Here is a 25149-nt window from a genome sequence, read left to right as displayed (position 1 = left end):
TCCCGCTCCGCGGCGCAAATCTTCGGAGTTATTCTCCTTCCAGATATTGCTCGACGAAGTTGAGAATCGACTTGGACTGGTAAGCCTTCGCCAACCTGCAGAGGTGGTCCGCGAAGGGTCGATAGCGCTCGTCGAGCTCGGTCAAGTGCTGGGCATGTTGCGTAATGGCACGCATATCGCCGAGTCGCGCGAGGTAGTGCAGCGCTTGAATTTCCTCCGGCGGGGGCGCCTTCAAGTGGTCGGGAAGAGGCGCGGCGGCAGGTACAGCCGATGGGCCCGCTTCACTGACTTGTGCCTCTGAAGCTGCATCGATCCACTCGACATTCAGGAGCGCCGCGACGGCGGACAATAGCTGGCCGAAGTCGATCGGTTTGGCCAGAAAGGCATTTGCGCCGGCCTCCAGACTTTGCGCCGCGTCGGTTCTCGACGCGCGAGCGGAGACCGCGACGATCGGAAGATCCCGGAATTCGGCCATCTGGCGCAAGCGACGCGTGGCTTCGAGGCCGTCAGTCTCGGGCATGACCACATCCATCAGGACTAGCGCAGGATGGAGGGATTCGATTTTCTCCATCGCTTCAGATCCGTTAGCAGCTTCCGCCATGTCGAATCCGAGCGGACCGAGCATATCGACCATCACGGCGCGGTTCTCCGCCACGTCATCCACGACCAGGATAGTCTTGCGCGGCCCTTTGTAGCCGCTCACGATCCGTTCGGACGCGGCGACAGCCGCGCAAGGCGCCACCACCTCGACGTCCAGCTCGATCGAAAAGGTGCTGCCTATATCGCGGCGACTTTCGACATGGATCTCGCCTCCCATCAGGCGCACGAGTTGCCGGCTAATGGCTAGCCCGAGGCCGGTACCGCCAAAGCGATGACGGTCCTCGCTGACCTGCTCGAAAGGACTGAAGATTTCCTCCAGACGCCCTTGATCTATGCCGATGCCGGTGTCCCGGACTTCGAAACATAGTCGCGTCGGCGGGGTGAAAGCGACGCGCAGACGCACGGTTCCCTGCTCGGTAAATCTGATCGCGTTCGAGAGCAGGTTGAGCAACGCCTGGCGCAACCGTATTTCGTCCACCCGCACACACGCGGGCAGATCCGGCGGCATCTCGCAAGCGAAGGCCAGGCCTTTTTCCGTGGCCTTCACCCGTATCGTCTCGGCGATAAAGGAGACGAACTGTTCGAGCGGGACGTCGGACAAATTGAGTTCCATTCGCCCGGCCTCGATTTTGGCGATATCCAGGATGTCGTCGATGAGCGTAAGCAGGTGTTCGCCGCTGCGCTGGATGACTGCCAGTCCGTCAAGCTGGTGCTGATCGAGGGTCGTGTCGCGCTTGAGGATTTGCGCGTACCCGAGAATTCCGTTGAGCGGCGTGCGTAGCTCGTGGCTCATGTGCGCCAGGAACTCGCTCTTTGCCTGGTTGGCCGCATCGGCACGCTCCTTGGCAACGGCCAGCTCCGCTGTCCGCTCGCGAATCATGTCTTCGAGGTGCTCGCGATAGCGCCGCAACTCCGCTTCGGCACGCTTTTGCTCCGTGATATCACGTGAGATGCCGAGCAGGAACCGGGGCTCGCCGCGCACATCGACGATCGGGATTTTCATCGTGTGCAGGACGCGAAGTCCATGGCGCGTATGAACCGGCTCCTCCGGTATGTCGATCATTTGCCGCGACTCCAGCACCGCGCGATCCTTCAGCGTGAAGAAATTGGCCTCGTCGGCGGGAAACAGGTCATGGACGGAGCGGCCGAGGAGTTCCTCCCGCCGGTAGCCGAGAAGTTGCTCCGCCGCCCTGTTGAAGCGCACGAAATGCAAGGTCTCGGCCTCCTTGACGAAGACCGTGTCCGGGATGTTTTCGATGATGCTGTTAAGAAAGTTCTCGCTTTCCCGAAGCGCATCTTCGGCGTGCTGACGTTCGGCGATTTCGTCGGCCTGACCCGCTAGCGCCGTACTGAGTTCCGCCGTGCGCTGGGCGACGCGCGCCTCAAGTCCGGCGTTGAGCTCCTTTAGCGCCTGCTCGGCCTGGCGGCGTTGGCGTCGGTCTTCCAGGAACTGCTCGACAGCACGCGCCATATCGGCAATCTCGTCGCCGCCGTGCACGGGCACGCCGGCTTGCGTGTTCCCGGCATCGCCATGTCGCAGAAAATGGCTGACGCGGCGCAGGCGCGCCACGACATGGCGCCCGAGGAATTCGCGGGCGATGAGCCAGGTGAGCAACAGGCTGACAGCGAGTCCGCCGGCCACCCATTTGCGTGTGCGATCTGCGCGAGCGGCCAGATCCTGGACTGCTTCGCGGTATTCGCTCGTCAAGTCATCCGACTGCCGGTGCGCCGCGGCGGCGAGAGCGTCGGCCGCGCCGCGCAGATCCGCGTCGAGGCTGGCCAGCGACACACCCGCCGGTTGCGCCGCCGCCGAGGCACCCCGGCGGGCGAGCGCGGTCTCGCGCACTTGCGCCTCGATGTTGACGATGTTGCGAAAGCGTTGGCTCGACCGATAAAGTGTCAGCGGGTCGACACCAGGGTCTTCGCTCGTGGTCGCCGAGGCCAGCCGGTCGACCAGGCCGTCGAACGATGCCAACTGTTCGAGCACCTGCCGATGCGTCTCGCGCACCGCTTCGACCGTATCGTCGCTGGACAGCTGCAACGCGAGGCGTTCGATCGTCAGCGTGTGCTGCACCAGATCCTGCGCATCCACGAGGCGGGCGAGCCGCTCTTCGGCCAGCTGACGGATCGAGAAGGCCGAAGTGGCCAACGAATAGATCGACGTGGCGCCGACCACGACCACCAGCGCGGCCAGGCACGAGGCAACGAGCGCAAACTGGGCGGTCAGCGATTGTGGGAATGGCAGTTTCACGGGCGTTGCCAGATCCGACGATAAATGTCGCGATAGCCGTTGTCAGGATCGTAGAGCAGGCGATCGCCGCCGTCAGCGGCGATGTTGTCCGCCGTTACGAGATGCACGGGGCTCACGTAACCCGTCACGCCTTCTCCGGCGAACAGCCGGTTCAGTTCGTCGACCAACTGCCAGCCGTGCAGATTCAGGGGTTCGGCGACGGTCCCCGTCTGGAACGTACCGGTGCGGATGCGCAGGAAGGCGGACTCGCTGCCGTCGCCGGCCGACAGCATGATCATTGCGGCGTTTGGTATGCCCGCCTGCGTCAACACCGGCACGGCGTAGTCGAAGTAGATGTCGTTGATCCCCAGCGCACAGGTCCAGCGCGGGCCGTAACGCGCGAGCAGCGCGCGTGTCGCCTCTGGCACCAGCTTCTCGCTGCGCGAGATCGCCACGTCGCGCACTTCGAGCAGGGTACAGCCGCTGCACGCGCGAACCACAGCAGCCATTGCGTCCGCCTTTTCCTGTGCGATCCGGAAACCGGTGTCCGTGAAGATGACGACGCCCGCATGTCCGGCCGACTGCACGATGGCCGCGAGCGCGGTCACCCGCGCAACCTCGAGCGGGTCCGTCGAGACGTTCATCGCGACGGGCGTGCCCGGCACCGGTCCGGCCCGCCCCGCCACGTGCCAGCCGACGATCGGGATGTCGCTGTCGGCAAACGGCCGCAGTGCGGGGAGCAGCGCATATGCGTCGCCCCCGGCGAGGATCAGACCGTCGGGGTGGCCTGCCAACGCATTGGCGAGCATCTTCAGACGGAGGTCGGTCGTACCGCCGGAATCGAAGATCTTGACGCGCCAGCCTATGACCTTGGCCGCCTCCAGCACACCATCGACCACCCCGAGGATGCCGCCGTTGCGCAAATCCTCGGCGACCACCGCGATACGTTTTCCGGATTGCGCGCGCGGGCCGTTGCGCGGCCCGCTCCAGGGTGCAGCGGGTCGCGAAGCGGCGTCGACCACTCGCTTCGCCATAGCCAGGAAGTCCGTCGCGGCGACCGGCGCTGCAGTCCTGGGGGCAGGCGATAAATCCTGCGCCGTGGCCGCCGACAGCTCGCACGCGCATGCCAATGCCAGAAGGAAGCCTCTCATGCTGTCCCTCCATGGGGCTCCGTCGAGCTCCATTGGTGTCGCCCAAGCCGCTCGCGGAGCAGCTGCTGGTTAGCATATTACAACCGGGTTCCCGCGCGGCATGGGTCGTGCGCAGGTGCGCAACGTCACGCTGCCGCTGGACGTGTATGAACGGCGGGAAGTCTCGGCATCGACTTTCCCGCAGCTGCGAGGAGCCTTGCGCGTCACGCGACGGCTGGCCCGCCTTCGGCAAAAGAGCGCGCGCCGGCTCGGGCCATCAAACCTCATGGCGTGTGCCGGGCTGCGCGACCGGCTCGCGCAACCTGCGCCTTTGAGACGGCGTCGACAACATCGAATCGATATAGGTGTGCGCCCGATTTTCTCCATACCTGAACGCCTCCCGCTCAGTCAGAAAATCGAACTGTTCCGGAAAACTGACCACTTCCTGGTGCGGATTGCCGGGCAACGTCACGGTCCATGACACACGAAAACGGCGATATTTACCGCCGAGCCAATGCGTCTTCGATAGCGTGACGTTCACCTCGATATTGCAGCCGCGATACGGCGCATATTCCTGAATGGACATCGCTTTTCTCCCGCCAATGAACGGGTCGCGCCGTTCGGCCGCGACAAGTGCGCAGCCCATGGCTGTCTCCGTTATGCGTTTCGTATTGACGATGCACGTCGAGCAACGAGCGTTCCCGGCGAACCGCCGCGGCCGTAAGCGCGAGGCGGGCAGCAGCATGCGGAATGCGGAATGCTAACGGGTTGGTACGGACCGACACGAAGGATCACAACGACCGGGCACGAGAACAGGCGCATACCGAAGCGCTGTGGTTGGGGAGCAGAGATGAGCGCGCAGGTGAATTGGACAAAGCACGCCGTTTGTCACGGCAATATTGTGATCATTGGATTAGGAAGCATCGCGAGTTCGCTGTTACCGATTCTTTTCAGACACATCGAGGTTTGCCCGGAACGCGTGACCGTGTTCTGCCCGCCCGGCAACGATACGACGATCGCTCGCGAATGCGGGCTGAGCGTCGTCGAGCAGGCGCTGTCGGAGAACAACTTCGAGGTGCTGCTCGCTGGCTACGTCAAAAGAGGCGACCTCGTGCTGAATCTGTCGGTGAACGTGTCGAGCGAATCGCTCGTGCGCTTCTGCTGGTCTCGTGGCGCGCTGTATCTCGACACATCCATCGAGCCATGGGAAGGGGAGTCGACCGATCCCGATCGTTCCGCCTCGAAGCGCAGCAACTATGCGCTTCGGGAAGCTTTGCTGGCCTTTCGCCTCGACAAGCGCGACGGTCCGACCGCCATTCTCACGCAAGGCGCTAACCCCGGACTGGCTTCGGCGTTCGTCAAACAGGCGCTGCTCGATATGGCCTCCAACAGCGGCATCGAGCCAACGGCGCTGCGCAGCTACGAGGACTGGGCTGCGCTCGCACACCGGCTGAACATCAAGGCGATTCACGTAGCGGAGCGGGACTTCCAGGTCGCCAAGTGCCGCAAGGCGCGAAACGAGTTCGTCAATACGTGGTCCGTCGACGCTTTCGTGGAAGAGGGCATGCAGCCGGCGGAACTTGGATGGGGTACGCATGAACGGCATTGGCCTGCGGACGCGCGCCGGCACGGATTCGGCAGTGATGCGGCGATCTACCTGCAACGCCCGGGACTCGCGACCCGCGTACGCAGTTGGACACCGCTCGCCGGTAGTTATCACGGGTTCCTGATTACCCACGGAGAGTCGATCTCCATCGCCGACCATCTGACACTTCGCAAGGATGGCGAAGTGATCTACCGTCCGACGGTGCACTACGCTTACCGGCCCTGCGACGATGCGTTTCTTTCAATCGACGAATTCGCCGGACGGGGCTGGCGCCTGCAGGACCATAAGCGGATCATGCGCGATGAGATCGTCGATGGCGCCGACGAACTCGGCGTGCTGTTGATGGGAAACGACAACGGAGTCTACTGGTACGGCTCCCGTCTGACCACGCCGCAAGCCCGTCGACTCGCGCCGCATAACGACGCAACGAGCCTGCAAGTGGTGGCCGGTATTCTGGCCGGCATCGTATGGGCGCTCGGGAATCCGGACGCCGGTGTGGTCGAGCCGGACGACATCGACTATCAAACCGTGATGCGGGTCGCGCGACCTTATCTGGGCGAGATGATTGGCGTCTATGATTCATGGACGCCGCTCGCGCAACGCTCGCTACTTTTCGATTCGCCCTGCGACGACGATCCCTGGCAATTTCTCAACATACGGGTTCCATAGCGAGAAGACCTTCGGAGACCGGCTTATGTCGTCACTGCTGAACAAGGAACAGGGCGTTGTCGAGGACTCGTATTACGAGGCGAGCGTCACCCGTGCGCAGCCTGGGCCACCATTGCAGGAGAAGCTCAACGCGGACGTGTGCGTGATCGGCGGTGGCTATGCGGGGCTTTCGTGTGCGCTGGAGCTAGCCGAGCGTGGCTTCGCCGTGGCATTGCTGGAGGCGCAGCGCATCGGCTGGGGGGCGTCCGGGCGTAACGGCGGGCACGCGATTGTCGGCTTCGGCGCCGAGGGTGAAGATGCGATCGAACATCAGTGCTCCCGCGAAGTCGCGCGAAGGGCGTGGGACGTGTCGCTGGAGGGTATGAGACTGCTGGAAGATCGGCTTGCGCGCTTCGGCATCGATTGCCATTATCGGCGCGGATATCTGACGCTTGCCGTCAGCGATCGGAAGGCCGAACAGCTGATGAACTGGGTGCGGCGCACGCGCGACCGCTACGACTACCCGCTCGAATGGCTGGGCCGCACGGCGCTCGGCGCTCATATAGCATCGCAGCGGTTCGCCGCGGGCGTGTACGACACCGGGTCTGGCCATCTTCATCCGCTTCTTTATTGCCTTGGTCTGGGCGAGGCGGCGCGTCGCGCGGGCGTCAGGATTTTCGAAAATTCCGCCGTGTCGCGGCTCGATCGGGGCGCTCGGCCTGTCGTGAAGACAGCCGAGGGAGAGGTGTCGTGCGACCGTGTGGTAATGGCTGGAAACGTTTATCTAGGAGAGTTCGGCGATCATCCCGCACCGGAGATCGAAGCCCGCATCATGCCCGTGGGCACCTACATGATCGCGACGGAACCGCTTACCAGTGCGCGGGCCGACGCGCTGATGCCGGGCCGCGCCGCGGCGTCCGACAACAACCTGATACTCGATTACTTCCGGCTCAGCGCGGATCATCGTTTGCTGTTCGGTGCAGGCGAATCGTATGACGCCACCACGCCGCGCAATCTGATCGACCGCATGCGCAGACGCATGACGGGGGTTTTTCCGCAGCTCGCCGACGTGAAGATCGAATATGCATGGGGCGGCTTTGTCGACATCACGATCAACCGCGCGCCGGATCTCGGTCGTATCGGCGACAACCTCTACTATGTACAAGGCTTCTCCGGACATGGGCTGGTGTTCGCGGGAATGGCCGGCAAGATTCTGGCGGACGCGATCGGCGGCGATGCTTCCCGCTTCGACGTATTCAGCCGCATCAGGCATCGGCGGTTTCCGGGCGGCAAGAGACTACGCACACCGGCCCTGGTTCTGGGCATGTGGTATTACAAGCTTCGTGAACTCATCTGACCGACGCGCTACCCCCATGCCCGGCCGAACGAGCTAGTCGGCAGGTGAGTCGCAGCGGACCGTCGTAGCGTTGGTTCTTTTTACCGTCAGATTGATCGATCGTAACCGTCGCGAGCGGCATCTATCGTGGTGGCTCAATCATCCATCTCTCCCTACTGGATCGGCGGCACAACGCCGAGTTTTTCGGCCAGCATTCTTTCGTAGACGCCGAAGTGCAGGTCGACCTCTTCCTGCGTAACCACCGTCACGAAGATATTGATCTGGTCCAGCTGCAAGCCCAACACCGTCGCGATCGCCGCTTCCACCTGCGGCACGCAAAGCCGATCGTCCGCGAAAGTGGTGCCGACAGAGATTTCGTAAGCCGACTCCTGCCGGAATACCACTTCGACCAGCCGCGCCCGGGCGCTCATATTGTTATCGATCGCCAGCCGGATGACTTCGGCGGCCGAGCGCATCGTCTCGGTTGGAAAACCCTTCGTTGAGCGCAACCGGATTCGGTGCCGACCAAGGGTGAGCCAGTCATGTTCGAATTCCATGAAGTCCTCGCATGGTTCGTCCGAGTGTCGTAAAAATAGTGCGCACTGAGCCGAATTCAAGATCAAAATTTTGCGCCACCCACCTTGAAATTTTCCCCGTGCATACTATTCTAAATTCCGCTCAGGCAGTCGTGCCCGCCATGCGGCGCGCTGCGTGTTTCGATTTGTTTGCCGCAGCCCGGCAGACGGACTGGAGCGCGTAGGCCGGTTCGTTTCCGTGCTGCATCCAAGGAGGAAACGATCATGAGTGACCTTTACTTCGGAGCCGATCTGTTCAGTGAGTTCGACCGTCTGCAACGGCAGATGGCGAGCCTCTTCGGCGGCTTCCCTTCCAGTATCCGTTCGGGCCGCGCTGGCGCCTTCCCGCAGATCAACATCGGTTCGACCGACGACTCGATCGAGGTCGTCGCGTTCGCGCCGGGAGTCGACCCGGCCAGGCTCGAAGTATCGCTAGACAAGGGCTTGCTGACCATCAGCGGCGAGCGCGCGAGCTCGCAACCGGAAACCCGCGGCGACGATGCGCGCACCTATGCACAGGAGCGATTCGCCGGCAGTTTCCGGCGCGTGGTCGAGCTTCCGCAAAACGCGGACCCTGGCAAGGTGAGCGCGCGGTACACCAATGGATGCCTGATGGTGAGCATCGGCAAAAGCGAGGCGTCGAAGCCACGCGCGATCACCGTTCAGTGAGCACCGACAGAACTACGGAGGACATCATGAACGACACGACTGAACTCGCCAGAAAGGAGCAAACGGCGGTGACCCAGCGCGACGGTGAGGCATCGCAACGCCGGATCACGTTGACGCCGCCGGTCGACATCTTCGAGGACAGCCACGGCATCACGCTGTGGGCGGATCTGCCGGGCGTGACCAGGGAGCGGCTGGAGGTCAAGGTCCACGATGGCAACCTGTACATCGAAGCAGAAGCGGTGGTGCCGACACCGGCGGAACTGCGTCTGCAGCATGCGGAGATCCGTGAGCCTCACTTCGCGCGGGCGTTCTCGATGAGCGCCGACTTCGATGCGTCGAAAATCGAAGCCAATCTGAAGGACGGCGTATTGAAGCTGACGATACCGCGCCGCGACGAAGCGCGACCGCGCCGCATCGAAGTGCGTACCGACTGAACGAGCCATCGACATCGGCTAGCACCGACGCCAGGATTACCCCGCAGCGGGTGACGATCTGGCTCGCCGGGCCGTTAGCTCAATTGGTAGAGCAGCGGACTTTTAATCCGTTGGTTACTGGTTCGAATCCGGTACGGCCCATACGAGTTCCAGCTATCTGGCGCACACGACAGGCAATTCGCGGCTGCTTGTGAGTGCGAACTTCGTGGCGATGAAACGTCTTGCGCTCCCGGGCATCGTCCATGCTGAGTGATGTTCACGCGCGGCATCACGCGCCGTGTGACACTGCAAGGAGCAAATCATGACGACCCAGCAACAACAGCCGAAAACGCCGAAACCTGCCGACGCCGACACGGGCAACGAAGGCACGTTCGAAACGGACATTTCCGAATCCGGCGATGACGGCACGAACGTGCGGCAAGCAGAAGTCAAAGAAGAAGACCTGTCCGAAGTGAAGCCATCGCAGGAAAAGGGCGCCCAATGATGATGCGCACAGCGTCTCGCCTGTAGAACTGTCCGTCGCGTTGCCACCCATCACGCGATCTCGGCCTTCACGAACCTCGCCATGAAGGTGCGGGTCGTGCCATCGGGAAACAGCACCGCGACCTGCTCGTCGGTTGAAAACACCACATGGCCCGAGCCGTATTTGCGCACGCGGACTGCGTCGCCGCGGCCGAAGCGCGCCTTTGTGCTGGCGTGGCGCGGCGGCCGTTTATCGTCGTCGGCGGTTCGTTGCGCTTCGAGCGTCGCTGTGAGCGGGTTCAGGCAGTTGTCGCAAGTGCCGCAACGCTCGAATCCCTGCGCATCGCCGAAATATTCGAGCATCACGCGCCATCGGCAGCCGCCGGTTTGCGCGTAATCGATGATCTGCTGGAGTGCATCTCGATCGCGGGTCGCGAGCTGCGCATAGCGTTCGACCGCGGCCTCGATCGCGCCGTCCTCGGCGCTATCGCGTCCACGCCCGGGGCCGCGCTCGCGTAGCCGATACCGCTGTAGCCGGCTGCGCGATACGTGCCCCGAGTCGGTCAGCATCTTCAGCGCCACGGCGAGCTTGTTGCGGCCCACGTCCGGCACCGCGTCGAGCAGCTCGCGCGCGGTCACGCCAGGAGCGGGCGCTTTCGCGCGCTGCGCGAGCGCGTCGCAGATCCGCCGCAGCAGCGCAGCATCGGGATAGCGGCCCAGCGCGAGAAACTGCTGCACGCGCCGATCGTTCAGATCGAACAGCAGCTCGCAGCGCGCGACCTTGCCGTCGCGTCCCGCGCGTCCGCTTTCCTGGTAATACGCATCGATGCTGCCGGGAATCTGGTAATGGACGACGAAGCGGATATCGGGAATATCGACGCCCATCCCAAACGCGTTGGTTGCGATCATCACGCGCACGTCGCCCGACACGAAACGCTCCTGCGCATCGTGCCGCTCGCGCGCCGACATACGGCCGTGATAGCAGGCGGCGGCAACTTCCCAGCTGCGCACCGTCGCCGCGAGTCGTTCGGCTTCGCGCACGGTCGCCGTGTAGACGATGCCTCGGCCGGATCCGCTCGCGAGCAGCGTACGCAACGCGGCCGTCTTCGCCTCTCTCGCGCGCGTCGATGCCCGCTGTCGACCGCCACCCACCGACACCTGCGTCACTCGATAGTGAAGGTTGTCGCGATACACACCGGTGTTCACGATGCGCGGCTCGTGAAGCCCGAGCGAGCGCACGATGTCCTCGCGGATGTCGGGCGTCGCCGTCGCGGTCAGCGCGAGGATCGGCGGCCTGCCGAGCGCGTTGACCGCATCGACGATGCGCAGGAACGCCGGGCGAAAATCGTGGCCCCACTGCGATACGCAGTGCGCCTCATCGACGACCACGAGCTTGATGCGCTGGCGCGAGCCCGCCTGCAATGCGTCGAGCAGCTCGGACCGCGTCAGCTGCTCGGGCGTGACGAACACGATGCCGCGGCGCATGCCGCACAACGCGTCGTAAGTCTCGCGCAGCTCGGCAGCCGGCACCGCGCTATTGATCCGCCAGGCGTCGATGCCGGCCTCGCGCAGCTTGTCGAACTGATCTTTCATCAGCGCGATCAGCGGCGATACGACGAGCGTCCAACCGTCGAGGTGCAACGCCGGCAACTGTTAGCACAGCGATTTGCCGGCCCCCGTGGGCATCACCGCGAGCGTGTCGCGCTGTTCGAGCACGCTGCGGACGATCTCCCGTTGGCCGGGGCGCAGCCGGCTGATGCCGAACACCTCACGCAGCGTCCTGCGCATCGCGTTCAGACGGGCAGACATGTCGCGCGTGGTGTCGGTGTCAGTCATGAAGATCGGGAACGCCGGTTGGCCTGGGGTGCAGCTAGTCAGCCAGCGACGTAGCAACCACCGTACCTCGACGGGGACACGGGCGGGCTCGCGCCGTGCTCGTACCTGCTGACGTGACATGGGCAATCCCCGGACCGTGCGGCAGATCGGAACGAGCGGCGCGACGAGTGGCTCGGTATGTGGTTTGCTCGACGGGAGAACCTGGTCGGTCGCGGAGCCGCCATGAATGACCGCACAACGGATTCCCCATCCGGCGAAGCGGAAGTCGTCGCTGCGCGCGGAACCACGAGAACACCGGGCAGTCGCGCGGTCGGACAGGATCTGACGGACGCTAACGCCATCGAGCATCGGAGGTGAATGATGAAGGCAGTCGTTTTTCACGGGATCGGCGATATCCGGCTCGACAACGTGCCGGACCCGCAATTGCAGCAGCCGAGCGACGCGCTCGTGCGGCTCACGTCGAGCGCGATTTGCGGCACGGACCTGCACATGGTGCGCGGCACGCTCGGCGAGATGGAGCCCGGTACGATCCTCGGGCACGAGGGACTCGGCATCGTCGAGGAAGTAGGGCGCTCGGTGCGCAATCTGCGCCAGGGCGACCGCGTGCTGATCCCGTCAACGATCTCGTGCGGTTTCTGCTCGTATTGCCGCGCCGGTTATACCGCCCAATGCGATACCGCGAATCCGCATGGGCCGGCGGCCGGCACCGCATTTTTTGGCGGTCCGAAATCGACTGGGCCGTTTCAGGGTTTGCAGGCACAGTTCGCGCGCGCGCCGCTCGCGAACGCGAGCCTGATCCGGTTGCCCGACGAGATCGACGACGACCGCGCAATCATGCTGTCGGATATTTTTCCGACCGGCTATTTCGGCGCACAACTGGCGGGCATTCATACCGGCGATACGGTCGCGGTGTTCGGCGCGGGACCTGTCGGGCAATTCGCGATCGCGAGCGCGAAGCTGATGGGCGCGGGCCGGGTGTTGGTGGTCGATCGCGTTGCTTCCCGGCTCGACATGGCGTGCGCACAAGGGGCCGAAGTGATCAACTTCGACGACGAAGACCCGGTCGACATGATCCTGCAACTGACCGGCGGCATCGGCGTGGACCGCGTGATCGACGCGGTCGGCGTCGATGCGGTGCGCGCGGAGCACGGACCCGCCGCACAGAAAGCGAAGGACCAGCAGAAGCAGTTCGATCAGGAGGTCAGGGAGATCGCGCCGCAAACGAGGCCCGACGGGGACAACTGGCAGCCCGGGAGTGGCCCGTCGCAGGTATTGCAGTGGGCGGTGCGCGCCGTCGCGAAGGCGGGCACGGTGGCGATCATCGGTGTATATCCGCCGACCGATCGGGTGTTTCCGATCGGCGAGGCGATGAACCGCAACCTGGTGCTGCGCATGGGCAACTGCAACCATCGCGCGGTGACGCCGCGGTTGATCGAACTCGTACGCAACGGCACGTTCGATCCGCTCGCGGTGTTGACCCAGCGCGAGCCGCTAGTCGATGCAATCGCGGCGTACCGCGAGTTCGACCGGCGGGAGCCTGGTTGGATCAAGGTGAAGCTGGTGCCTTGACTAGCATTCGAGCATGAGAAATCCGGCTCAACTGATTCTCCGTCGCGGGACCGTCGATATCGCTGGACCCATCTGACCATGGCTCCTCATTCCAACTCGCTCGATGCGCGAAAGCTCACGGCTGCGCTCGCTTGCTGCGTGGCCGAAGCAGCTCGCGCACAGCCCTCGCCACAGGATGCGCTGCATCCGGCCGGCATCCAGGCCGCGCACATCGTGCGGCTGTGGAACCTGTCGTTGATCGTATGCGGAGCGGTATTCGCCGCTGTTCTATTAGCGATGTTGATTGCACTGGTGCGCCGGACCGACAGAGGCGCCAATACAGAAGGGGACGAGCACCCGCCGCTCGCTAGCCCGAGCGAACGCGGACCGCAGCGCGTGGTAGCCGCAGTCAGTATCGCCTCGGTCGCGCTGTTGCTCGGGCTGATCGTCGCCGACGTGTTGACGGATCGCGCGCTGTCACGCTTACCCGTCGACAACGCGTTGCACCTCGAAGTCACCGGCGAGCAGTGGTGGTGGAAAGTCGACTATCCCGGCGATGCCCAGCAGCCGGGGTTTTCGACCGCGAACGAATTTCACGTGCCCGCGGGACGCCCGGTGATCATCGCGCTGAAGACGACCGATGTAATCCACAGCTTCTGGATGCCGAATTTGCACGGCAAGAAGGACATGCTGCCGGGCAGCGATTCGACGATCGAATTCCGCGTCGATCAACCCGGCATTTATCGCGGCCAGTGCGCCGAATATTGCGGCGCCCAGCATGCATGGATGGCAATGTTCGTGACCGCCGACACGCCCGAAAAATACGCGCAGTGGCGCACACAGCAGGCCACGCCCGCGGTGACCGAGGCGCTCAGTCCGTCCAGTGTGCTCGTGCAACGCGGTCTGCGGATCTTCGAGCAGTCCAGCTGTGCGAACTGCCATACGGTGCGGGGCACGTCGGCGCAAGGCACGCTCGGCCCAGACCTGACGCACCTGATGAGCCGGCAGACGATCGCGGCAGGCGTTCTGCCGAACACGCAGGAGAACCTCGCGGCGTGGATCCGCGATCCGAACGCGACGAAGCCGGGCACGACGATGCCTACCGTGCCGCTTCCCGCATCCGACCGGCAAGCGCTGGTCGCCTGGCTCGGAACGCTACGATGAGCACGCTCGAACGCCCGCCCGTCTTGCACGTCGACCTTGCGATCAAGGACGGACCCGACGCGCCCGCCGACACGCGCGCGCTGCTCGCCGACACGTGGCGCGATCCGCCGGGCGTGATTGGCTGGTTCTCAGCGATCAACCATAAAACGATCGCGCGGCGGTTCATCGTCACGACGTTCGCGTTCTTCCTGCTGGCAGGCTTGCTCGCGCTCGCGATGCGCACGCAACTCGCGCGACCGAACAACCGCCTCGTCGGTCCCGACCTCTACGACCAGCTGTTCACGATGCACGGCACGACGATGATGTTCCTGTTCGCCGTGCCGGTGATGCAGGCGGTCGCCGGCTACCTGATTCCGCTGATGATCGGTGCGCGCAGCGTCGCATTTCCGCGTATGAACGCGTACGCGTACTGGGTGTTCCTGTTCGGCGGACTGACGCTCTACATCGCGTTCGCGATCGGTGCGGGGCCGCGCTCGGGCTGGTTCAGCTACGTGCCGCTGGCGGGCCCGGACTATGCGACCGGCAAGGGCTCCGACATCTGGGCGCAGATGATCACGTTCACCGAGCTGTCCGCGCTGCTCGAAGCGATCGTACTTATCGCGACCATTCTGAAGATGCGCGCGCCCGGCATGTCGCTGAACCGGTTGCCTTTGTTCGCGTGGGCGACGCTCGTCACGCAGTTCATGGTGCTGTTCGCCATGCCTGCCATCATGCTCGCAAGCACAGCGCTGATCCTCGACCGGCTGGTGAGCACGCAGTTTTACAACCCGTCGCTCGGCGGCGACGTGCTGCTGTGGCAACACCTTTTCTGGTTCTTCGGACACCCGGAGGTGTACCTGATCTTCATTCCGGCGCTCGGCTTCATGTCGTCGATCATCGAGACGTTTTCGCGCCGGCCGGTGGTCGGCTATCCGGCGATGGTGCTCGCGCTGATCGCGACCGGATTCCTTGCGTTCGGCCTCTGGGTGCATCACATGTTCGCGACCACGGTGCCCGAACTGGGCAAGAGTTTCTTTACGGCGGCGAGCGTGCTGATCGCGGTACCGTCGGGCATCCAGGTCTATTGCTGGCTCGCGACGCTGGTGACCGGCAAGCTCAGGCTCCGCGCGCCGATGCTGTTCGTGCTCGCGTTCTTCTTCATTCTCGTGCTGGGCGGCATGACCGGCATCATGCTCGGCTCCGTCTCGCTGGATCTGCAGGTGCACGATACTTACTTCGTGGTCGCGCATCTGCATTACGTGCTGATCGGCGGCGCGGTGTTTCCGCTGTTCGGCGCGTTTTACTACTGGTTTCCCAAGATCACCGGACGCATGCTCGGGGAGCGCCTCGGGCGCTGGCACTTCTGGCTGTTCTTCATCGGCTTTAACGTGACCTTCTTCCCGATGCACTGGCTTGGACTGCATGGGATGACGCGGCGCATCTGGACTTATCCCGCCGGGCTCGGCTGGGGAACGATGAATCTGGGGGCGACGCTCGGCGCGTATCTGATGGGCGTCGGCGTCCTGCTGTTCCTCGTCAACGTGGTACGCAGCCGCCGGCGGGGCGCCGCTGCGCCGGCCGATCCGTGGGGCGGCGGCACGCTCGAATGGAACGTACCGAGCCCGCCGCCGCCGCACAACTTCGACGTGCTGCCGATCGTGCATGGCCGCCATCCGCTGTGGGAGCCGACGCAGCAGCCGGCGTCGGTGTCGGGCCTCACTGCCGGCGCGCGCGAGGTGCTGACGACGAGCGCGCTCGATGCGATTGCCGAAACCCGCCCGCTGTTTCCGACGCCGTCGATCTGGCCGTTTGTGAGCGCTGTCGCGACGACGATCTTCTTCATAGGCTCGATTTTCACACCGACGGCCGTATGGTGGGGCACCGTCCCGGTCGCCGCGGCGATGATCGTGTGGTTCTGGCCGACGCGGGCGAGTAATGCGCTGGCGCGCGCGCTGGAGCGCTGGCCGTCGCCGCGCGCCGGCGCAGCGCACCACGAAGCGCCGCACATCCGCGCGCTCGCCGGGTCGGATGATGCGCCGGCGCGCGCCGTCTCGACCCTCGACGTGCGCGCGCTGCCGAGCTTCGACTTCAGCCATCGCAGCCTGATGTGGTGGGCGACCGCGGGTCTGATGGCGATCGAAGGCACCGTGTTCGCGATCGCGGTCGCGATGTACTTCTATCTGCGCGGCGTGAACGCGGCGTGGCCGATGCACGCGCCGCCGCCCGCGCTGCTGTGGGGCACGCTGAACACGGTGGTCCTGTTGCTGAGCCTCGTGCCGAACCAGCTCGCAAAGCGCGCGGCGGAGCGTGGCGAACGGGCTCGCGCATGCCTGTGGCTCAGCGTTTGTCTCGCATTCGCGCTGGCTTTCCTCGTGCTGCGCGGCTTCGAGTTCACGGCGCTGAACGTGATGTGGTACGCGAACGCTTACGGGTCGATCGTCTGGTTGCTGCTCGGGCTGCATACCACGCACCTCGTGACCGATACCGTCGATACCGCGGTGCTCGCGCTGTTGCTGAAGATCGGTCCATTCGAAGGCAAACGGCTGCTCGACACCAGCGAGAACGCGATCTACTGGTACTTCGTCGTGTTGAGCTGGCTGCCGATCTATGCGGTGCTGTACCTGGCGCCGCGCATGCACGGCTGATTCGTGAGGTGCCGATGGACATCTGGCTAGGTTTGCTCGCGGCACCCACGGCGGTGCTCGCCACACAGAGCGTCGACTATGCGCTGATCCGGCTCGCCTGCGCGAGCGGCGCCGCGTGGCCGATGCATGCGGTCAGCGCGGCCGCGTTCGCGTTCTGCGCGCTTGCCACGTGGCTCGCCTACGGCCGCTGGCGTGCCGAACGATCGCGCGGCGCGCCAGCGTATGCTCCGCGCGCCGCGCGCGCCGGTTTTTTCGCGCTGATGGCGATGATCGTCGGTGCGCTGTCCGCGCTCGTGCAACTCGCGATGTGGTTTCCGCAATGGCTGCTGCCCGCTTGCCGATGAGAAGGCAACTTCGCTGGTTCGCATGCGCGGCCTGGCTGCCCGGCACGGCGGCTACCGCGCATGAACTGTCGTCCGTTGATCGTTCGACCCTGTCGTTCGGCTGGAGCTTCGAGCCGTGGGTCGTTGCGTTGATGGCGCTCAGCATCGGCGGGTATCTGATCGGCTATGCGCGGCTGCAGCGACGCTCGCGCGCGCAGCGGCGCGGCGCCGGCTCGCGCAGGCTGCATCTGCTGGCCTTCGCCAGCGGCTGGAGCGCACTCGTGCTCGCGTTGATGTCGCCGCTCGATACGTTGTCCGGCGCGCTGTTTTCCGCGCATATGGTGCAGCACGAATCGATGATGCTGATCGCGGCGCCCCTGTGCGTGGCCGGGCGTCCGCTCGCCGTATGGATGTGGGCGCTGCCCCGGCGCGCGCGTCTGGCGCTCGGGCGGGCGGTGCGCGCTCGCCCGGTTGCGCGTGCGTGGCGCTGCCTGAGCGCGCCGCTCGTCGCGTGGGCGCTGCACGCGGTCGCTCTGTGGGGGTGGCACGCGCCGACGTTGTTCGACGCCGCGCTTGCGCATCGCTCCGTGCATACGTTGCAGCACGCCAGTTTTTTGCTCAGTGCGCTGCTCTTCTGGTGGACCGTGACGGGCGACGGCGCGCGCCGCGGCAATGGCGGACACGCGATGCTGTCGCTGTTCACGACGATGGTTCACACCAGTGCGCTCGGCGCGCTGATCACGCTCGCGCCGGGCCTGTGGTATCCATCGTATGTCGAGCCGTGCGCGGCGTTGGGCATCGATCCTCTGCACGATCAGCAACTGGGCGGACTGATCATGTGGGTGCCGGGCGCGCTGGCCTATCTGACCGGCGGGCTGTTCGTCGCGGCGCGCTGGCTGAGCCGCGCAGACCGGCAGCCGGCTTTCACGCACGACGCGGCGCGAGCCCGCGGGGAGGGCGCGCGATGATGCGAAGGCGCACGGTGGTGCGAGCGGCGGCAGCGGGTGCGTTGCTGGCGGTGGGCGTTGGGCTGCTGGCGATCGCATTCGGCGGAGGGGCGGCCGCGACGGATGCGGCGGCGGCGAGCACTGACGCGCCGGCTTCGGGCGGCGCGGCGAGCTTCGATCCGTCCCGGCTCGCACGTGGCGAGTACCTGGCGAAAGCCGCCGACTGCGCCGGCTGCCACACCGCGCCGCAGGGCGGCGCGCCGTACGCGGGCGGCCTTGGCATGGGTTCGCCGTTCGGCACGATCATGTCGAGCAATATCACGCCGGACCCGCAGTACGGCATCGGCCGCTACACCTACGAAGACTTCGAGCGCGTTCTGCGCGAAGGTGTCGCACGCGGCGGCAAGCGGCTCTATCCGGCGATGCCATACGTGTCATTCTCGAAGCTCAGCGACGAGGACGTGCACGCGCTATACGAGTACATGCTGCACGGCGTCGCGCCGATCGCGAAACCGACGCCGCGCTCGGACGTCGCGTTTCCGTTCAACCAGCGCTGGGCGCTGCGCTTCTGGCAGATGGTATTCGTGCCATCGAAGCCATACGTGCCGCGCCCGCAAAGCGACGCGATCTGGAATCGCGGTGCTTATCTGGTGCAAGGTGCGGGACATTGCGGCGCATGTCATACGCCGCGCGGAATGTTCTATCAGGAAAGCGGCCTTGACGAGTCGTCGAGCCACTATCTGGCGGGCGGCGTCAACGATCACTGGTTCGCGCCCAACCTGACCGGCGACATGGGCTCGGGACTGGGCCGTCTCTCCGCCGCGGACATTGCCGCGTTCCTGAAGACCGGCCACGGCGCGGGCGTCGTCGCGTACGGCAGCATGGTCGAACAGGTCGAGGACAGCTCGCAATATCTGACCGACGAGGACCTGCACGCGATCGCGCATTACCTGAAGTCGCTGCCGGCCCAGCAGCCGTCGGGCACCTATACGGACGGCGCCGATCCCGCGCGTTCGAGTGCGAACGGCAGCCGCGTGGCCGACTCGCTGAGCGTCGGCTTCAACGTCTACCGGTCGTTCTGCGCGAGCTGTCATCACGCGGACGGACGCGGCGTGCCGAACGCATTTCCCGCGCTCGCCGGCAACCCTTCGGTGATCGCGGAAGATACGACTTCGCTGATCCGGCTGCTGATCGAAGGCGGCAACAGTCCGACGACGCAAAGCGGCCCGCCGCGTCAGTCGATGCCGGCGTTCGCGACGACCCTCGCCGACGTCGAGATCGCCCAGGTGTTGACGTACATCCGCGGCGCCTGGGGCAACAATGCGCAGCCCATCACCGCCAACGACGTGGCGACGTTGCGCAGCGAGTTGCACAAATAGCGGGGAGCCGCGCGCGGATCATTCATTGACCGACGCGCTGATATGCGCGATCAACGGATAGTGATCCGACGCGATTCGCGAAAGCGGCGTGCGATGCACGACGACACGCAACAGCCGTTCGCCAGGATGCACCCAGATGCGATCCAGCGCGAACAGCGGAAAGCGCGTAGGAAACGTACGCAACGCGGTCGCGCGATGAAAATGTGTGACGAGCCGCCTGAGTGTACGGCCGTACACGAACCACTCGTTCAGATCGCCGAGCAGGATGACGGGCAGCGCGGGCGTGTCGAAGCTCTGCAACACCTGCTCCACCTGCGCGCGCCGTTCGCTGGAGGCAAGGCCCAGATGCGTCGCTACGACGCGCCACAGGTCGCCGTTGCAATCGATATCGGCGTCCAGCGCGCCGCGCGGCTCGCGGCTCCTGAAAGACAGGTCTAGCGTGCGCACCGCGCGCACCGGATAGCGCGTCAGCACGGCGTTGCCAAAGCGTCGCGCGGGCGTGTCTAATGTTGGGCCGGAGACGGCTTCCAGGCTCGTCATGCGTTGCAGCACGGCAAGCACATCGGGCGAACTCGCGCCGCCCAATGGCACTTCCTGCAGAGCGAGGATATCCGCATCGATTTCAGCGAGCACCTCGCCAATGCGCTCCGGCGCGAACTTGCCGTCGATCCCCACCGCGCCATGCAGGTTGTAAGTCCCGATGCGCAGTTCGCGTTCGCGCGCAAGCGTGATCCGTGGCCGCTCGATGCCAGGCTCGTGCATCAGGGTCATGAGCTGGCCTCGTCCTGACATCGTGATGACGTTTTGCCCGCGGCATCGCGAGGCATCCCGCTGTGCTCGCGCAAACGCTGCGCGCGTTTGGCTTCATCGCTGGCGCGCGGCTTGTCAGCATCGCTCGGGGCGCCTTCGTGCGTGTCGCTCGTGCCCGATCTGCCGAGAAAGCGCTGCAACAGCACCGACAATCCGATCAGCACCGCGCCAATGCCGATCAGCACGGCGAACGAGCCGGCTGTCGGACGTCGCAACGAAGCGACCAACTGATGCGCGAATGCGACCGTCAGGAAGATGCCCGGACCCATGCCGAGCATCGTGCCGATGATGAAGTCGCGCATGCGCACGTGTGATGCACCTGCAACTAGATTGACGATCGCGAACGGCGCGACCGGCAGGAGCCGCAACACGACGACCGCGACGATTCCGCGCTTCGCCACACGCTCCGACAGCCGGTTCACGCGTGCGCCCGCGAGTTTGCGCACCGCATCGCGACCGAGCCGGTGGCCTATCCAGAACGACGTCGCAGCGGCCACGGTGGTGCCGATGAACGCATACAGGCCGCCCCACGCCGCGCCGAACACGACTCCCATCGTCGCGATCAGCAAGGTCACGGGCGCGGAGACGACGGCCGCCGCGACATAGGCGAGCACGATCCACAGCGGCGCAAGCGGCAGCGCCTCGATCTGCCGCGTCGCATTCGCGAATGATCTCAGGTTGAGGTAGCTGGCGAGCGGCGACCAGTGCCACGCCGCCGCGAGCCCGACGACCAGCAACGCGAGCACGCCGAGCAACGCATATCGTCCAATCAGCGGCCGCGCCTTCTCGGCGGGCACGAACTGATCGATGAGCTCGTTCGCGGCGATGGGTGTTTCGGGATCGATCAGCGCATCTGGCGGAATCAGTTGATCGAGTTCGGGCGAGACCTGCGGATCGAGATCGACGAGCGTTCGATGCTTCGTGCGATCGCGCTGCAACGCATGAATCGCCTCTGTCACGCTGCCGCGCGCATCGCGCTCGCGCACGAAGTCCGCGACTTCGCAGCCGAGATGCTCGGCGAGCAAAGTATCGCGCATCTTCGCGATCGCACGGCGGATGCGTGCATCGGCACCCGCATCGATCGACACATTGCACTCGCTGTCGAGCACCATCGAGCGATTGTTCAGGTTCGCGGAACCGACAATCAGCAATTCGTCGTCGACGATCATCAGCTTGCTGTGCACGTTCACGATGGATTCGCCCACGCCCGGTACGTCGGGACTCAGCAGGCGATAACGGCCGTACTTGTCCGCGGCCTTGAGAATGCCGTGCAGGCGCGCGCGCAGCACGCCCATCGTCACTTTTTGCAGCCAGCCGGTCTGATTGCGAGGCACGACGATCGTCAGCTCCGGACCATCCTCTCGCGCGAGCGATTCGCTCAGCGCGGCGCCAATCGATGCCGACGTGAAGTACTGGTTCTCGATATAAATGCTGCGGCGCGCACGCGCGATCGCATCGAGATACTGGGTGCGGATTTGCTGCTTGCTCTCGCGGCCCAGGTATGCGGGCTCGGTGAGCGAGATCGCAATGTCGACATTTTCCAGCTCTACGCTGCGCGACGGCGGCCACGGGTCCTGCGTCGGCGGCACGGGTTGAGTGTGGATTGCGTGCTTTCTCTTGCACGCGCGTGCCCACCGCTCGCGCGCGAGCATGCCGATTTCGCGCGCGGCCTCCCCATCGAACATCGAATGGACATCGTGAGACGGCTGATACCGTGCGCCGTTTGCATCGCGGCGCAGCGGATCATCGGCCCGATGCTGTTGCGTGTCCCAGCGCGAACGCGTGAGATCGAGACCGCCGACGAACGCGAGACTATCATCGATTACGACGATCTTCTGGTGGTGCGAGCCGCCTAACGGATGCTTGCCGTCCATCTGAAACGCGATGCGCCGGTGCGTGCGCCAACCCATCTTGAACACCGGCAGCCATTCGCGCTCGAACGCGTAGAGCATCGCGAAGTCCCACGCGAGAATGTAGACGCGCAGCAGGCGCTTTTGCGCGGCGACTGCGTGCAGAAAGTCGCCGAGCGCTTCGGGAAAGCCATCGTTCGAACCTTCGGGCGTGAGCTTCATGCGGCTGTCGATATCCCAGCCGAGGATGAACACCGTGCGCTCAGCGCGCGTGATCGCCTCGCGCAGCACGCGGAAATAATCGGCTCCGTCGATCAGCAGGGTGAAGCGATTCGCATGACGCACGCTCTCACAGTTGCGTCCCGGCTCGAAGAAGGATTCGTTCATGACAGGTTCGCGGTCACATTGCGGAAACGATCCGCAAGATACGTGCCGCGGCGTCCGTCAGCCGCGCTTGCGATGCCTGAAAGGCTATCGAGATCCGTTCGGGAAGTCGCGACAGATCGGGCGGAAGGCGGATATCGACATGGCGGATCGAGATCTACCGGATATCGACGATGGCTTCGCGTACATCGATTTTGCGCGGGATCACATGCTCCCGATAAGCGAGATCGGCGCAGTCCTGCTGAGCCTTGACGACTTCGTCGGTGAGCGGATAGTGGACGCCCCATTCGAGCCGCGGCAGCGCCCGCGTCCAGATTTCCAGGCGAACACCCGTGTTCTGCGACAGGAACTGCGCCGTCTGCGCGGGATGCGCCAGTTCAAGCGCCGTTTGCCGGTCGAGCACATCGAACAGCAGACGCAACGCGGCGGGATAACGCTGCGCGTACTCGCGCGAGCCGATGTAGAAGCCGTACTGCGGCACCGACAATTGCCCGATCGACAGAATCGTGCGCGCGCCCGTCGCGAGTTCGGTATCGGCATAGCGCGGGTCCGGCACCGCCCACGCATCGATGAAGCCGCGCTCGAACGCGGCGCGCGCGTCGCTGTAGTTCAGATAGACGAACTGCACCGCCGACGCCGGCAGTCCGGCGTCGGCGAGCGCCTTCAGCACGAACAGATGTCCTTGCGAGCCCTTCGCGAACGCGATCTTCTTGCCCTTAAGATCTTCGAGCCGCCGCGCGGGCGAATTCGCCGGCACGATCAGCCCGTAGCTCTTTTGCATGCGCGGCGCGGACGCGACGTAGACAACGCCCGGCGCGGCGCCCGCCTGCGCGAGGATAGGCGGCGTCGCGCCTACCGCGCCGACGTCGACGTCACCGGTGTTGATCGCTTCGACGAGCGGCGCGCCATAGACGAACTCCATCCACTTGACCGCGACACCGTGTTGCGCAAAAGCCTTTTCGAGTTCGCCGGATGCACGCAACGCGACGAGCGGATCGCCTTTCTGGATGCCGATGTTGATGGTCGCGGGCCAGGCGGGGTCGGCGTGAGCCGGGACCTGACAGCCAAAACAGACGACGAACGCCGCGAACGTTCGCCACCACAAGCCGCGGAGTGGACGCATGGTTTCAGTTCTGGAAATACGGGTTGGCGGGCCGGCCGAGTCCGTAATGGCCGCGCAGCGTATCGGCTTCGTACTCGCGTCGGAACAGCCCGCGCTTTTGCAGGATCGGCACGACGTGATCGACGAAGATATCGAGCTGTGCCGGCAGCACGGGCGGCATGACGTTGAAGCCATCGGCCGCGCGGCCCTCGATCCAGTCTTCGATGACGTCCGCGATGCGCTCCGGCGAACCCGCCACCGTGAAGTGGCCGCGCGCACCGGCGAGCTGGCGCAGCAGTCCGCGCAGCGTCGGCCGTTCGCGCGCGACGAGATCGGTGATGACGGCGGCGCGGCTTTGCGCGGCCTGCACCGTCGCAGGGTCGGGAAAGTCGTCGCGAGAGAGCGGCTGATCGAGCGGCAATGCGGAGAAGTCGTACCCGCCGAAGCGGTTCGACAAACGGCTCAGGCCGACTTCGATATCGGTGAGCGCATTGAGTTCTTCGAGCAGCGTGTGACCTTGCGCATCGGTCGGGCCAATCGCCGCGCTCAGACCGGGAAGGATCACGATGTCGTCCGCACGTCGGCCGGCGGCAATCGCGCCTTGCTTGAGTTCGGTGTAGAAATCCGCCGCTGATGCCTTGCTCAGATGCGCGGTGAAGACCGCTTCCGCGTGACGGGCGGCAAACGCCTTACCCGTCGCCGACGAGCCCGCCTGCACGAGCACCGGCCGTCCTTGCGGCGGGCGCGGCAGATTGAGCGGACCGGCGACGCGATAAAAACTGCCTTTCCAGTCGATGCGCCGCACCCGTTCCCGATCGAGGAAGCGTCCGGTTTGCGGGTCGTCGATGATCGCGTCGTCGGCCCAGCTGTCCCACAGCGCCTTGACGACGCCCACGTATTCGTCGGCGCGCGCGTAGCGCTCGGCATGCTCGGGCGCGCGCTCGTAGCCGAAATTCGGGCCGGCGCCTCCGACCCACGACGTGACGATGTTCCAGCCAATGCGCCCGCCCGAAATATGATCGAGCGACGCAAACTGGCGCGCCAGATTGAACGGCTCCGTGTATGTCGTCGATGCCGTCGCAATCAGGCCGATGCGGGTCGTTTCGCGCGCGAGCGCGGCAAGTGCCGTGATCGGCTCGAGTGCGCCGCTCGCGACGTAGCGCGCACCGTCGCCGAGTTCGAGGGCATCGGCGAAGAAGATCGAATCGAAGCAGCCCGCCTCGGCGCGCTTCGCAAGGTCGGCGAAATAGGTGATGTCGGTCAGCGCCTTACGCGTCGCGCCCGGATGCCGCCAACCCGCTTCGTGATGACCGCGGCCGTGAATGAACAGATTCAGATGGATGGGGCGGGGCATGGGCGAGCTTGGTCCTGCGTGTGCGCAGGGACGCGACGATGATGGAGCGACTCATTCTATTGCCGCTCGCCGGCGGCTCAAACGAACGAAGTCATATATCGATATCAAGGCGCGCCGCGATGCGGGCGGAACGCTCGC

Annotated in this window: 21 protein-coding genes and 1 tRNA gene; 12 read left to right on the top strand and 10 right to left on the bottom strand. The window is 64.8% G+C overall.

The annotated features are described in order from the left end of the window. Nucleotides 1–28 precede the first annotated feature (28 nt). The 3 genes from ACLFKU_RS31655 to ACLFKU_RS31645 all read right to left on the bottom strand — a co-directional run bounded on the left by ACLFKU_RS31655 (nt 29) and on the right by ACLFKU_RS31645 (nt 4705). A complete protein-coding gene (locus tag ACLFKU_RS31655; RefSeq protein ID WP_410851734.1) occupies nt 29–2851 on the bottom strand; it encodes an ATP-binding protein in 2823 nt (940 codons plus the stop codon). Further along, nucleotides 2848–3981 (bottom strand): substrate-binding domain-containing protein, encoded by a 1134-nt coding sequence (locus ACLFKU_RS31650; protein ID WP_410851733.1) that lies wholly within the window; start codon nt 3979–3981, stop codon nt 2848–2850. Before ACLFKU_RS31650 ends, ACLFKU_RS31655 begins: the two co-directional genes overlap by 4 nt. A gap of 256 nt (nt 3982–4237) precedes the next feature. Then, nucleotides 4238–4705, bottom strand: coding sequence for a hypothetical protein (locus ACLFKU_RS31645; protein WP_368586419.1), 468 nt, complete (start codon nt 4703–4705; stop codon nt 4238–4240). Between the two features lie 105 nt (nt 4706–4810). Between ACLFKU_RS31645 and ACLFKU_RS31640 the strand changes: the two genes are divergently transcribed. Both ACLFKU_RS31640 and ACLFKU_RS31635 read left to right on the top strand, forming a co-directional pair. After that, on the top strand, nt 4811–6235 hold the full coding sequence (locus tag ACLFKU_RS31640) for a homospermidine synthase (protein ID WP_368586418.1): 1425 nt from the start codon (nt 4811–4813) through the stop codon (nt 6233–6235). A gap of 25 nt (nt 6236–6260) precedes the next feature. Then, complete coding sequence (locus tag ACLFKU_RS31635; protein WP_410851732.1) at nt 6261–7571, top strand: NAD(P)/FAD-dependent oxidoreductase; 1311 nt, start codon at nt 6261–6263, stop codon at nt 7569–7571. 152 nt (nt 7572–7723) lie between these two features. On the opposite strand, the gene ACLFKU_RS31630 is transcribed toward ACLFKU_RS31635, so the two are convergent. Next, nucleotides 7724–8107, bottom strand: coding sequence for a hypothetical protein (locus tag ACLFKU_RS31630; protein ID WP_410851731.1), 384 nt, complete (start codon nt 8105–8107; stop codon nt 7724–7726). Nucleotides 8108–8350: 243 nt separating this feature from the next. Between ACLFKU_RS31630 and ACLFKU_RS31625 the strand changes: the two genes are divergently transcribed. The 4 genes from ACLFKU_RS31625 to ACLFKU_RS31610 all read left to right on the top strand — a co-directional run bounded on the left by ACLFKU_RS31625 (nt 8351) and on the right by ACLFKU_RS31610 (nt 9712). After that, nucleotides 8351–8794 (top strand): Hsp20/alpha crystallin family protein, encoded by a 444-nt coding sequence (locus ACLFKU_RS31625; protein WP_368586415.1) that lies wholly within the window; start codon nt 8351–8353, stop codon nt 8792–8794. A 26-nt stretch (nt 8795–8820) separates the two neighbouring features. Beyond that, complete coding sequence (locus ACLFKU_RS31620; RefSeq protein ID WP_410851730.1) at nt 8821–9228, top strand: Hsp20/alpha crystallin family protein; 408 nt, start codon at nt 8821–8823, stop codon at nt 9226–9228. A 68-nt stretch (nt 9229–9296) separates the two neighbouring features. After that, a tRNA-Lys gene (locus ACLFKU_RS31615) sits at nt 9297–9369 on the top strand. Between the two features lie 160 nt (nt 9370–9529). Further along, the gene (locus tag ACLFKU_RS31610) at nt 9530–9712 is read left to right on the top strand and encodes a hypothetical protein (protein WP_410851729.1); all 183 of its coding nucleotides are present in this window, start codon (nt 9530–9532) and stop codon (nt 9710–9712) included. Nucleotides 9713–9762: 50 nt separating this feature from the next. Here the strand turns inward: ACLFKU_RS31610 and ACLFKU_RS31605 are convergent, their stop codons facing one another. Together ACLFKU_RS31605 and ACLFKU_RS31600 are read right to left on the bottom strand one after the other, a co-directional pair. After that, a complete protein-coding gene (locus ACLFKU_RS31605; protein ID WP_410851728.1) occupies nt 9763–11340 on the bottom strand; it encodes a RecQ family ATP-dependent DNA helicase in 1578 nt (525 codons plus the stop codon). Nucleotides 11341–11343: 3 nt separating this feature from the next. Further along, a complete protein-coding gene (locus ACLFKU_RS31600) occupies nt 11344–11526 on the bottom strand; it encodes a hypothetical protein (RefSeq protein WP_410851727.1) in 183 nt (60 codons plus the stop codon). 360 nt (nt 11527–11886) lie between these two features. Between ACLFKU_RS31600 and ACLFKU_RS31595 the strand changes: the two genes are divergently transcribed. From ACLFKU_RS31595 to ACLFKU_RS31570, 6 genes are all read left to right on the top strand, one after another. Continuing rightward, a complete protein-coding gene (locus ACLFKU_RS31595) occupies nt 11887–13095 on the top strand; it encodes a zinc-dependent alcohol dehydrogenase (RefSeq protein ID WP_368586445.1) in 1209 nt (402 codons plus the stop codon). Between the two features lie 78 nt (nt 13096–13173). Further along, nucleotides 13174–14238, top strand: coding sequence for a cytochrome c oxidase subunit II (gene coxB / locus ACLFKU_RS31590; protein WP_410851726.1), 1065 nt, complete (start codon nt 13174–13176; stop codon nt 14236–14238). After that, nucleotides 14235–16862, top strand: coding sequence for a cytochrome c oxidase subunit I (ctaD, locus tag ACLFKU_RS31585; RefSeq protein WP_410851725.1), 2628 nt, complete (start codon nt 14235–14237; stop codon nt 16860–16862). Before coxB ends, ctaD begins: the two co-directional genes overlap by 4 nt. Before the next feature lie 14 nt (nt 16863–16876). After that, on the top strand, nt 16877–17206 hold the full coding sequence (locus ACLFKU_RS31580; RefSeq protein WP_176122875.1) for a hypothetical protein: 330 nt from the start codon (nt 16877–16879) through the stop codon (nt 17204–17206). Further along, the gene (locus ACLFKU_RS31575; RefSeq protein ID WP_410851724.1) at nt 17203–18153 is read left to right on the top strand and encodes a cytochrome c oxidase assembly protein; all 951 of its coding nucleotides are present in this window, start codon (nt 17203–17205) and stop codon (nt 18151–18153) included. The genes ACLFKU_RS31580 and ACLFKU_RS31575 overlap by 4 nt, the downstream gene beginning before the upstream one ends. Then, a complete protein-coding gene (locus ACLFKU_RS31570) occupies nt 18150–19511 on the top strand; it encodes a c-type cytochrome (protein ID WP_410851723.1) in 1362 nt (453 codons plus the stop codon). The genes ACLFKU_RS31575 and ACLFKU_RS31570 overlap by 4 nt, the downstream gene beginning before the upstream one ends. Before the next feature lie 18 nt (nt 19512–19529). Here ACLFKU_RS31570 and ACLFKU_RS31565 read toward each other — a convergent pair whose 3' ends face one another. The 4 genes from ACLFKU_RS31565 to ACLFKU_RS31550 all read right to left on the bottom strand — a co-directional run bounded on the left by ACLFKU_RS31565 (nt 19530) and on the right by ACLFKU_RS31550 (nt 25011). Next, a complete protein-coding gene (locus ACLFKU_RS31565; RefSeq protein ID WP_410851722.1) occupies nt 19530–20282 on the bottom strand; it encodes an endonuclease/exonuclease/phosphatase family protein in 753 nt (250 codons plus the stop codon). Beyond that, nucleotides 20279–22558 carry a VTT domain-containing protein gene (locus tag ACLFKU_RS31560; RefSeq protein ID WP_410851721.1) on the bottom strand — a complete coding sequence of 760 codons (2280 nt, stop codon included), beginning with the start codon at nt 22556–22558 and terminating at the stop codon, nt 20279–20281. Before ACLFKU_RS31560 ends, ACLFKU_RS31565 begins: the two co-directional genes overlap by 4 nt. Before the next feature lie 154 nt (nt 22559–22712). Next, nucleotides 22713–23678 carry an aliphatic sulfonate ABC transporter substrate-binding protein gene (locus tag ACLFKU_RS31555; RefSeq protein WP_410851720.1) on the bottom strand — a complete coding sequence of 322 codons (966 nt, stop codon included), beginning with the start codon at nt 23676–23678 and terminating at the stop codon, nt 22713–22715. A gap of 4 nt (nt 23679–23682) precedes the next feature. Next, entirely contained in the window at nt 23683–25011 is a 1329-nt protein-coding gene (locus tag ACLFKU_RS31550) for an LLM class flavin-dependent oxidoreductase (RefSeq protein ID WP_410851719.1), read from the bottom strand. Nucleotides 25012–25149: the final 138 nt, after the last annotated feature.

It is taken from the genome of Paraburkholderia sp. EG304, assembly GCF_046543485.1.
Taxonomy (GTDB): Bacteria; Pseudomonadota; Gammaproteobacteria; order Burkholderiales; family Burkholderiaceae; genus Paraburkholderia; species Paraburkholderia youngii.
Note: the sequence above shows the minus strand (reverse complement) of the source record. Positions and strands in the feature narration are given on the sequence as shown.